This window comes from Mameliella sp. CS4 (genome assembly GCF_019392335.1).
Classification (GTDB): Bacteria; Pseudomonadota; Alphaproteobacteria; order Rhodobacterales; family Rhodobacteraceae; genus Antarctobacter.
Map to the genome: position 1 here is coordinate 1 of NZ_JAHXRQ010000052.1, position 8,511 is coordinate 8,511.

9 protein-coding genes and 1 pseudogene are annotated in these 8,511 nt (G+C 58.9%); 3 read left to right on the forward strand and 7 right to left on the reverse strand.

The window, feature by feature from the left end:
- Window positions 1-115 (reverse strand): annotated as a pseudogene (locus KZZ07_RS27940) (DNA-binding protein); the annotation flags it as partial.
- Between the two features lie 271 nt (window positions 116-386).
- Here KZZ07_RS27940 and KZZ07_RS26210 point away from each other — a divergent pair.
- Together KZZ07_RS26210 and KZZ07_RS26215 are read left to right on the forward strand one after the other, a co-directional pair.
- Entirely contained in the window at window positions 387-2,306 is a 1,920-nt protein-coding gene (locus tag KZZ07_RS26210) for an ATP-dependent nuclease (protein ID WP_219519752.1), read from the forward strand.
- A 3-nt stretch (window positions 2,307-2,309) separates the two neighbouring features.
- A complete protein-coding gene (locus KZZ07_RS26215) occupies window positions 2,310-4,043 on the forward strand; it encodes a UvrD-helicase domain-containing protein (RefSeq protein WP_219519755.1) in 1,734 nt (577 codons plus the stop codon).
- Window positions 4,044-4,138: 95 nt separating this feature from the next.
- Here the strand turns inward: KZZ07_RS26215 and KZZ07_RS26220 are convergent, their stop codons facing one another.
- The 6 genes from KZZ07_RS26220 to KZZ07_RS26245 form a co-directional block, all read right to left on the reverse strand.
- Window positions 4,139-4,642: a DUF2285 domain-containing protein gene (locus KZZ07_RS26220; protein ID WP_219519758.1), complete on the reverse strand. Its 504-nt coding sequence runs from the start codon at window positions 4,640-4,642 to the stop codon at window positions 4,139-4,141.
- Window positions 4,578-4,904 carry a transcriptional regulator domain-containing protein gene (locus KZZ07_RS28195; RefSeq protein WP_219519761.1) on the reverse strand — a complete coding sequence of 109 codons (327 nt, stop codon included), beginning with the start codon at window positions 4,902-4,904 and terminating at the stop codon, window positions 4,578-4,580. Before KZZ07_RS28195 ends, KZZ07_RS26220 begins: the two co-directional genes overlap by 65 nt.
- 104 nt (window positions 4,905-5,008) lie before the next feature.
- A complete protein-coding gene (locus KZZ07_RS26230) occupies window positions 5,009-5,290 on the reverse strand; it encodes a DNA -binding domain-containing protein (RefSeq protein WP_219519764.1) in 282 nt (93 codons plus the stop codon).
- 87 nt (window positions 5,291-5,377) lie between these two features.
- Window positions 5,378-5,626 (reverse strand): helix-turn-helix domain-containing protein, encoded by a 249-nt coding sequence (locus KZZ07_RS26235; RefSeq protein WP_054540357.1) that lies wholly within the window; start codon window positions 5,624-5,626, stop codon window positions 5,378-5,380.
- 261 nt (window positions 5,627-5,887) lie between these two features.
- A complete protein-coding gene (locus KZZ07_RS26240) occupies window positions 5,888-6,289 on the reverse strand; it encodes a single-stranded DNA-binding protein (RefSeq protein ID WP_219519767.1) in 402 nt (133 codons plus the stop codon).
- A 558-nt stretch (window positions 6,290-6,847) separates the two neighbouring features.
- Window positions 6,848-7,264: a hypothetical protein gene (locus KZZ07_RS26245; RefSeq protein WP_219519769.1), complete on the reverse strand. Its 417-nt coding sequence runs from the start codon at window positions 7,262-7,264 to the stop codon at window positions 6,848-6,850.
- 400 nt (window positions 7,265-7,664) lie between these two features.
- Here KZZ07_RS26245 and KZZ07_RS26250 point away from each other — a divergent pair.
- The coding region (locus KZZ07_RS26250) for a phospholipase D-like domain-containing protein (RefSeq protein WP_219519772.1) at window positions 7,665-8,511 on the forward strand (847 nt) is incomplete at its 3' end.

Consider the following 8,511-nt stretch of genomic DNA (forward strand, 5'->3'; position numbering starts at 1 on the left):
GGCCCGTGCCATAGGTGCGGTGCTTCTCAAGGGTGCGCGCGGATAGACTGAGGAACTGCGCGGCCTCCTTGGTCCGCAGATAGCGTGGCGGCAGGGGAGCGTGATCGGGTCGCATGGAAAGCCTCCGTGGGGTCCGTGAGGCCGCCGGACAAAGGCGGCTGATTGGGGCCACGATGGCGAAGTGCGACGGGCGGGATGGAGTGCGAAGATGGGGGTGCGGAAATCGCACATCACAAGGTAATACTGGCCGCCTATGCCATGTGGCGTAGTACCAACCTTGACGAGGCGTTGGGGTTTTGGCCTTCTGCCAGGCATCCTCGTGTAATCGCTTAGCATGCAAACGCAGTAATGCGATTATGGATGCCCAACTTCGAATAGGATCCTCGATGCCGCAACCAAATGAAGAAGAAAAGAATAAAAACAAGGCACTAATTGTCAGGCAGCTGACTATTCAAAATTTCAGAGGCGTCGAAAAGGGATTGGTCGATTTTCAAGGGCACACGTTACTTGTTGGTGGGAACAATGCCGGTAAATCCACAATCTGTGAGGCGCTGGAACTGGTTCTCGGTCCGGAGCGCGCCTACCGCCGCCCCATCGTCAATGAGCATGACTTTCATTCAGGCCGCTATCTCGATGAGGACGGCCATCCCGTCTACATCAAAATTGATGTCGTGTTGCTGCATCTGCCAGAAGAGATGGAAAAGAAACTCTTCTCGAAGACGCGCCCATGGAGCGACAGCAAAGGCGGGTTTGTTGATGAAGATGGCGCAGAGCCTGGGGATGCTGATGGCGAAGATGTCGTCCGCGCTCTGCCGCTGACCTTTATCGGCTATTATGACCGCAAAGAAGATGACTTCGTTGGGACGACGTATTTCGCACACCCCGTTGAAGAGCTTGGCGAAGACGAGGAACACTTTGGCAAGCCGTTTGCGGGGCTGAGCTTCTTCCCGCGCGAGTGGAAAATCCAGTGCGGCTTCATTTATTTGCGCACCCTGCGCACCGGACGGCGCGCTCTCAGCCTGGAACGCGGCTCGCTGCTGGATACGATCTTGCGGCTCGGCGACACCGGGAAGGAGTCGATGTGGGAAAGCACGCTGAAGCAACTGCGCGCCCTTGATCCGCCGATTGGCGACATTCCTCAACTCGAAGGCATTCAGACGCAGATCAAGGATCGCATGGCGCGTTTCGTCGGCTTGTCTGCCGACAAGGATGCGACGGGTTTCTATGCCTCAGACCTGACGCGGGAGAATTTGCGGGAGGTGGTCCAACTCTTCCTGAAGAGTCAGGACAGCAACCATGCCGTGCCGTTCAATCGCCTCGGCACGGGCGCAGTGAACGCGCTGGTCTTTGCGCTGCTGACCCATATCGCGGATTTGCGGGGCAACCGGGCCATCATCTTCGCGATGGAAGAACCTGAGATCGCGTTGCCGCCCCATGCACAGCGCCGGATTGCGAAATACCTGCTGAAGAACATGGGACAGGCCATCATCACGTCGCACTCTCCCTACGTGATCGAAGAGTTCGATATGGCGAATCTGCGGGCTGTGTCGCGGACGGCAGGAGTCCTGTCATCGGATAGTATTCCGGCGGGCGTCATCAAGCACAGCGCGCTGCGCACCAACCGCAGGCAATTGGCGGAAGCCGTCCTGGCGCGCGGCGTGATTGTCGCTGAAGGCGATACCGAAGCGAAGATGCTGGCAGCGGCAAGCTACGTGTATGAAGCGCTCGAAAAAGCTGACGCTTACGCGCCGTTGGACTTGATCGGGGTGAGCGTCTTTGATGCGGGTTCGCAGTCCGATGTCCCGAAATGGGGACCATTCTTCGGCGCATTGAAAAAGACGACCTTTGCCTTCCACGATCAACCCAAACAAGCCTGGACGGCAGATCAGACCACGAAACTGGATGCCTACCACCACAATTTCGAGAGCGCTTATAAGGGCACGGAAGACTTGCTGGCCGCCGAAGTGCCGCCTGCGGTCCATCGGCGGTTTCTGAACCAGGCCAAGGACCATCCCGACTACCCAACCGATAAAGGGTATCTCAAAGGCGGCGAAAGCGATGACGACGTGATCGCGCTGTCCAAAAAAGTCCTTAAAGCCAAGAAGGGCTCGGGCTTCGCTGCGATGCTGATCGAACAATGCGAGACGCTGGACGAGATGCCCGAGACGGTGAAGAGCTTTCTGGAAAAGGTCGCCGCCGACATGGCGCTGCCCAAGCTGGACGATACAGACGGCGATGCGGGAGGCGGCGAGGACGGGCCGGATGATCCCGACCCGCTGGATATCGACGTCGAGGACCTAATCTGAGCCATGACCTTCACGATCTGCGAAAAACGCCAATCGGTCATTGATGAGCTGGGCCACGCGCTGGTTATTGGCGGGCCGGGTTCGGGCAAGACAACGCTTGCGTTGCTCAAGAGCAAGGGAATTCTGGATAGCCTCGGCCCCGGTCAAAGCATTCTGTTCTTGAGTTTTTCGCGCGCTGCCGTGCAACAAATCTTGAAGCGCTGCCGTGAAATCCTCACCAAAGAAGAAATGAAGCGCATCGATGTGCGCACATATCATTCCTTCTGCTGGGATATCCTGCATTGCCATGGGCGCTTGCTGGGCGGACGGCCCTTGAGAATGATGGCCCCGTCCGAGGAAGGCACACGGCGCACGCAGTTCGATGGGGATTGGGCGGCAGAAAGCAAGAGGTTGAAGGACGAGGATGGGACGGTATGCTTTGATCTCTTCGCCGCGGCCACGGCAGAGCTCTTCGAAGGCAGTACGCATTTGCGCTCATGGATGGGACGGCTCTTCCCGCTTGTGATCCTTGATGAATTTCAGGATTCCGATGACGATCAATGGCGTTTTGTCCAGCAACTAAGCGCCGTCACTCAAACCTTGTTTCTTGCTGATACGGAGCAGCGAATATTCGAAGGCTCGTTCCGGCCCGGTGTGCGCGCGGACAGGCTGGATATTCTTAAAGGCGCTATCGAAATGCGTGAAGTCGATCTTCGCGATGACAATTACCGCAGCGGAGACAGCGATATTCTCGCCGTTGCGGATTGCGTTCTGAGCGGCAAAGGCCCGTTGCCTAATAGCGAGGACGTGAAGGCACTCCGATATGAATACCGGAACCAATTCGCGGCAACGGTTCACTTTGCTGTGGCGGTGACACTTGGCACGCTGCGAAAACGCGGGATCGATGATCCGACCGTCGCAGTCCTCGCTAGAAGCAACGATCTGGTCGCAGAAATCTCCGACATTCTTGAAGTCTCGCACGTCTATAACACGAGAAATCTCAAACCCATCCCGCATGACATTGTCTGGGATCAGGAACTGTCAGCATCTGCAGGTGTCGCCATGGCGTCTGCGCTTGAATTCATCTCTCTGGACACACCTGCTGCTCGCGAGGCCATGCACGCCAAGATCGAAGAGTACTTCCTAATCAAGAAGGATTTTTGCCAACGTTACGGCGGGCGCGGCTCGAAAGCCGCGGGCATAAAGGCGGCGCGCTTCGGCAAAGCAAGGACCAAGATCGTGGAAGGCAAGGCGCTGACGCAAGGCTCACCGAAGATTTTCGAGGCTGCGCTGTCGGCCATTCCGGCCCTGACAGGCGATCCCGTCAAAGACTGGAAGGGAGTTAGAACCGCTTTCCAAGCCCATGATGATTTGAAGGCAATCTTTCAGGATGCGCGGATGGTCAGACTGTTCCGCGCCTCCGATACACTGGCGACGGCCTTGGCTGGGCGCTGGATGGAACGCGCGACCTATGAAGGCGCGGCGCGCATGATCCGAAGCGTGCTTGATCAGGAAAAGCTGATTGGGCTTGAACGTGATCCGAAGGGCGTTTCGCTTATGACCATGCATAAATCCAAAGGGAAAGAGTTCGACGGTGTGGTGATAGTGGAGGGTGTATACTCCAGCCCGTTCTTTCTCGAACACGAAGCACCCGACTATGCCCCATCGCGACGGCTTCTGCGCGTCGGGATCACGCGGGCGCGAAGCTTCGTGCTACTAGTTCGACCGCGGAAATCGGAACCGTTGGTAAAGAGCTAAGCCGTGTCCGAACGCCACAGTCATAGCCAAAATGAAAGAAATCAACTCTCCAAACCTGGTCACCAGAGACCCGTGCCAAGACGGCGATTGGATTTTCACCCACGCCGCCTAAGACCAAACAAGGTGCGATACCCTCCGTCCACCATCAACCTCGCATCGCGCAACAACGCCATGACCTTAAAGCGCTCCGGCGCGCTTTGCCACTCGTCCCGGCTGACCCGGGATAGCCGAAAGACCACCTCGGCGATCTCGCGATGCGACGCACCGGCCACGCGCCCGTCAAATGCTTGCAACATGCGTTTGGCGCGCAGTCGCTTCTGGCGGGTGAGGCGTTTGTCGACAGGCACCTTTCTGCCATGCAGCTGCGCGAGCAACCTGTAGATGGCATCGAGACGGGCGAAACCATTCTGATCGAGCGGCACGATCGCCACCAGCGGATTGGTGTCAGGGTCTGATTGCAGAATCTGGAGACGGCGTTGTTCACCGGCATCAAGAAGATGGTGGAGGCCGTCATCGCCGTCTCTGGTTATCCCTTCAGGCAGGATCGTCGGTTCGGCGGTGCGGTTCAGGAGCTCCGGAACCGTCTGCAGCACGACCACCGAGGGATCGGTCCGCGGCTCCCAGAGCGCGCAGGCTTTTGGAGCCGGGAGTTTTGGATCGGCCGCGAAATCGTAACCCCCATTTGTCGAGGAGCGCTTGCTTCAGAGACGCGTCGTCCGGTGCGGCCTTGGATAGGGTCGCGTAGTCCTGTGCGTAGTGCTTGTTTCGGCGCAGCCATTCCCATGCCAGATCAGATGCGCCAAGGCGCTCGACGTAGTCGTAATCGGCCGTGGAACGCCAGCCGGACTGATCCGACGGCATGACAAATCCCGTTCGCCAACATCTCTGAAACGCCCGAAACTATACTCGCATTGATTGATTTTCAGGAGTCCCGCCCAGCCGATATCGGCGGGTTTCGGCGTGACTCAGCCGTTCGGGCCGTCGCCCCCCTGCCGAAGCAATTCCCGATAGCCGTGTTCGGTCATCCAGCGCGCTCGGGCAAGGTGACTATCATAGACACCCCTGCAGCGCTGGGGTTCCACTTTCGGATCAAGGCCGAACAAGACTTCGACCACTTCCCGCCAATCAGCACCTTCCTCGGCAGCATCGAACAGGCGGAGGTATAGGACCATGTGTGAACGATCGTACTCGGTCAACGTGTCGCTGTCCGGTGGCGCATCCAGAAATGTCGTCTCGCCCTGTGCCATGTCCCTACAGGATCGCAGAAACGACCCCCTCCCGAAGTTGCCTTTTCGTACAGGCCCGCCACCGAAACCCACGTCAACCGGTTACGATCACTTGGCCTTTTCCGCCTTGTTCAAGTCGATCAAGACGCCTTCACCCTTGTCCGAACGCAGAAAGGTGATGCCTGCATCCTCGAACACTCGGCGCACCTGATCTTCGGTCGACTCGTAGACACGAAGATCCTTCTCGGATTCGAGCCTCTTCAATGCGGTCAGTGATACCAGGGCCTTATCGGCTAGCTCCTGCTGCGTCCATCCCAGCAATGCGCGCGCGGCCCGTGATTGTCGGGCGGTGATCATGATGATCACCTCCCACCCGGCCATTCACACATGCCAGAACTACGACTATTTTAGTCGCATTCCCCGGGGCTTGCCAGTGATCATCGAGGTCAGCTGCCGTTGCGATCGCCGGATCGCGTGGGAGCCAACCGAGGCGCGACTCACTGCCTATCCGGCAGCTGCGCGCGGCGGGATGTCGCCGAATGATACGAAATGTGAGCGGAGTCGGACAGAACCATCGGTGAAGCCCGGCGGCTCGCGCCGCCGGGTTTCGAAGCGGGTTCAGGACTGATCGTCCTCATCGTCGATGAAGGAGGGATTTTCGTCCTCGGCCTGCTTGGCCTTGGTCAGGAAGTCGACCGTCTCGGCGATGATCTCGCAGCCGTAGCGGTCCACCCCGGCGGCGTCGGTCCACTTGGTGTAGTGGATGCGCCCCCTGACCAGGAGCTTCATCCCCTTCTCGCAATACTGCTGGACCGTCTTGCCGAGGCCGTTGAAGCAGGTGATGCGGTGCCATTCGGTGTCCTGGACGCGGTAGCCGTTCTCATCGCGGACGACCCGGCCTTCGGAATAGCGCGGGCGGGAGGTGGCAAGGGTGAAGGAGGTGATCGAGGTGCCGCCCTGAGTGGTGCGGGTCTCGGGGGTCTGGCCGATGTTGCCGGCGAGGATAACGATGTTCTGCATGGGTTGTCTCCGTTGCTTCATCCGGAGGGACCGTCCCTCCGATGAGGCCCGTCAAAGACCGCGGGACGTGGCCTGCACGGACGCCCCGGCGTCCGCTTGACCCCCAAGGCGGGACGTGGCGCGGGCAGGCGTGGCACACGCCAACACGGGTCTCGCCGCGCGGGGTTGCCGGCCTTGGACGGACGGGCTTAGGGGATCAATCAGGAGGAGGGACAGGTCATCTCGGGGGAGCGGAAACGGAGACCTGGTGCAAGACCATCATCGTCGTTCAGGGCAACCACAGACCCCAGATCGCGCATCCAAAGGCGATGACCCTCTCGCATACCCTGATACCTGCCACCACTGCCCGTATCCGAAGGCCATAGACCGCGGGCAGACCCAAGCGCACCCGGCACCGTTCGCAGCAGCACCTGATGCAAGGGTTCGACGGGTCAGAGGCCCTGCCACGAGAGAGGGATGCTGCTGGGCCCCGGGCCTGCGGGCCCCCAAGGACCGCTCTGCAACACAGTTCAGAACCGCCCCTGAGACGACGCGACGAGGTTCGACGGCAACCAAGGCCTACGGGTAGAGAAGCCCCTGCCCCAACGCATTGAGGTTGATCATCGCCGCAACCGCGACGACCGCGCTGCAGCCGCTGCAGAGAAGCGTCAGCAAGATGCCCGGCTCGAGCGCATGTTTCGCGACACCATGGGCCAGCGCGTAACCCGCCGCGGCGGCAGGCACCGCAAAGAGGCCGAGCGCCCCAAGGCGCAGGAAGGGGTTTCGGGCGAAGCCGAGAATGGCGATCACCAGCGCGACGGATGCCGCGGCCCCCGCCAACCCGGCGAGGAAGGACAGGCCGAAACCGGCACCGCCCTCATGAACATGCAGGAACGTGGCGATCCCGGCCATGACCGGCAGCGCGAAAACCGCGAAGCGGAAGGCAAGCACGCCGAGGGCGACGGACAGAGAGATGGCAAGAAGAACGAGCGACATGGACGCCTCCATAGGTCTGTGACTGTGGGGATTACGACAGGCTGCCCGAGGGTGCGCTCCGCCTGCGACTATGCTGCTTCGCCGGTTCTGCAGTTGTGTTTATACTCTACAATCGTTTGCCACCCAAGCCTAGCTTCGAACAGAGGCGGACCTTGGCGCACGATCCGGCCAAAGACAGTAGTGCTGGATGGAGTCGCCTTTCGCGGCGCGACAGCCAACAACCGCAGACGGCCCTAGATTGACCGTTGTCGCTCGGTTCAGTGACGCCTCAGAAGCAGCCCAAGACTCCGATTGATCAACCGGGCTGCTATCGTGCGGCGCTGTAGAAAGCTGTTCCGGTGCCCAGCGTAGTTCCATAATCTAGCAGGAACATTTCACATTTTCGCAGATAGGTCCTGAAATGGCGCTTTCAGAATTGTACGCAAACACGGGCGCAACTGGTTTCACCATCAATTTCTTTTTGAACGCAGGACCGCAGCCCAGATCGGGGCTGCTGGCTGCGCCGTTCTTCACGACAAACGACCCAATCAAGGCCCTAACCGACAAAGGATGTGATGTCCGGCTGATCGTCCGGTTTTCGCCGATCACAACGCCGGAAGCGCTACGGCAGGCCTTTGAGAATCCCCGGGTCAAAACTCGCTACTTCACAGACGCGAAGTTTCACACGAAGCTCTATATCATCGATGATATCGCGCTCGTCGGCTCCGCCAACCTTACTGACAGCGGCCTGAAAGCAAATCGCGAACTTTCTGTCCTACTGAAACAGGATCGCGATGAGGCCTTCTATGCGTTGCCCGGCCTATTTGATGATTTGTGGAATGACGCAGACGTTTTGAACGAAGAAGTGCTCCGCGAATATGAAAAAGCTTTCAAATCCAGAGAGAAGCCACAGGATGAGGCCGCCTTCGAGAAGTTCATCCACAATTTTGTGAAGCCTGCCGTCCCCAAGAGCATCGTCGTTGGCAGTGAAAAGAAATCGAAAGAACGGGCCTTTATCCAAGGGTTTCGCAGGAAATATGATGAAATTCTGGTGCCTGCACACAATGAAATCCTCGAAGTCGCCCAACGGCACGGCTTTGGGCGGCCAGAATATGCCGGTCAGGACCCCCAGATCGAAATGGGAAGGTTCCTCGGGTGGCTACGCCTCACACAAGGTAGTGGCGATGGTTGGCGAGAGACATCATTGCTCAGCGACCCCAATGACCGAGCCGCGCGGATTGCCGAATATGTAGGCGTCTGGCAGTCTA

Excerpts from the sequence above, each read along its gene's own strand:
- KZZ07_RS26210 (WP_219519752.1), top strand. The coding sequence starts at position 387 with ATGCCGCAACCAAATGAAGAAGAAAAGAATAAAAACAAGGCACTAATT.
- KZZ07_RS26215 (WP_219519755.1), top strand. The coding sequence starts at position 2,310 with ATGACCTTCACGATCTGCGAAAAACGCCAATCGGTCATTGATGAGCTG.
- KZZ07_RS28195 (WP_219519761.1), bottom strand. The coding sequence starts at position 4,904 with ATGCCGTCGGATCAGTCCGGCTGGCGTTCCACGGCCGATTACGACTAC.
- KZZ07_RS26230 (WP_219519764.1), bottom strand. The coding sequence starts at position 5,290 with ATGGCACAGGGCGAGACGACATTTCTGGATGCGCCACCGGACAGCGAC.
- KZZ07_RS26235 (WP_054540357.1), bottom strand. The coding sequence starts at position 5,626 with ATGATCACCGCCCGACAATCACGGGCCGCGCGCGCATTGCTGGGATGG.
- KZZ07_RS26240 (WP_219519767.1), bottom strand. The coding sequence starts at position 6,289 with ATGCAGAACATCGTTATCCTCGCCGGCAACATCGGCCAGACCCCCGAG.
- KZZ07_RS26245 (WP_219519769.1), bottom strand. The coding sequence starts at position 7,264 with ATGTCGCTCGTTCTTCTTGCCATCTCTCTGTCCGTCGCCCTCGGCGTG.